Annotated in this window: 2 protein-coding genes; both read left to right on the forward strand. The window is 44.2% G+C overall.

Annotated elements, in window-relative coordinates; all coding sequences use genetic code 11:
• Positions 1 to 298, forward strand: a 298-nt coding sequence (locus tag ACEWB7_RS17430) for a hypothetical protein (protein ID WP_411581015.1), incomplete at its 5' end; no start/stop codon positions are given.
• 45 nt (positions 299 to 343) lie between these two features.
• A partial coding sequence (locus ACEWB7_RS17435; protein ID WP_411581016.1) for a hypothetical protein occupies positions 344 to 527 on the forward strand: 184 nt, incomplete at its 3' end.

Raw genomic sequence — 527 nt, forward strand, 5'->3', positions numbered from 1 at the left:
CATGACAGGGATGAACGGTCAGACTCAGTATCCTTTCGTTGTTGAAGGTAATCAGGTGATTCTTAATAGCGCCATCATTAAGAACGGATTCATCACGAATGCGATGATTGGAAACTTCATTCAGTCGAATAACTATGTCTTTAACCAGTCCGGCTGGAGGCTTGACAAGGGTGGAACATTCGAAAACTACGGAAGTGACGGTGAGGGTGCAATGAAGCAAACTAATACCACAATATCTGTTAGGGATGCGAGTGGTCGCCTGAGGGTTCAGATTGGCAGGTTGACTGGTTCATGGTAATATCAAGGGCATCGAGAGATGCCCTTTTCTTTTGGAGGATTTATTATGGCGTACGGTATATCAACTTGGGACGCAAATGGCGTTTATAATAACTATGGAATTAAGCCTGTTACGGTTGTTGGTTGGAACTTTTTGTCAGCAGGACAGAATTCAGCATCGTTCAGCTATCAAGTTCCTCCTGGTATGCATGTGAACTACGTTATAAGCCTTGACGATGGCGCCATTAGTG

The sequence above is a fragment of the Acinetobacter sp. NIOH-H-8 genome (genome assembly GCF_046635365.1).
GTDB lineage: Bacteria > Pseudomonadota > Gammaproteobacteria > Pseudomonadales > Moraxellaceae > Acinetobacter.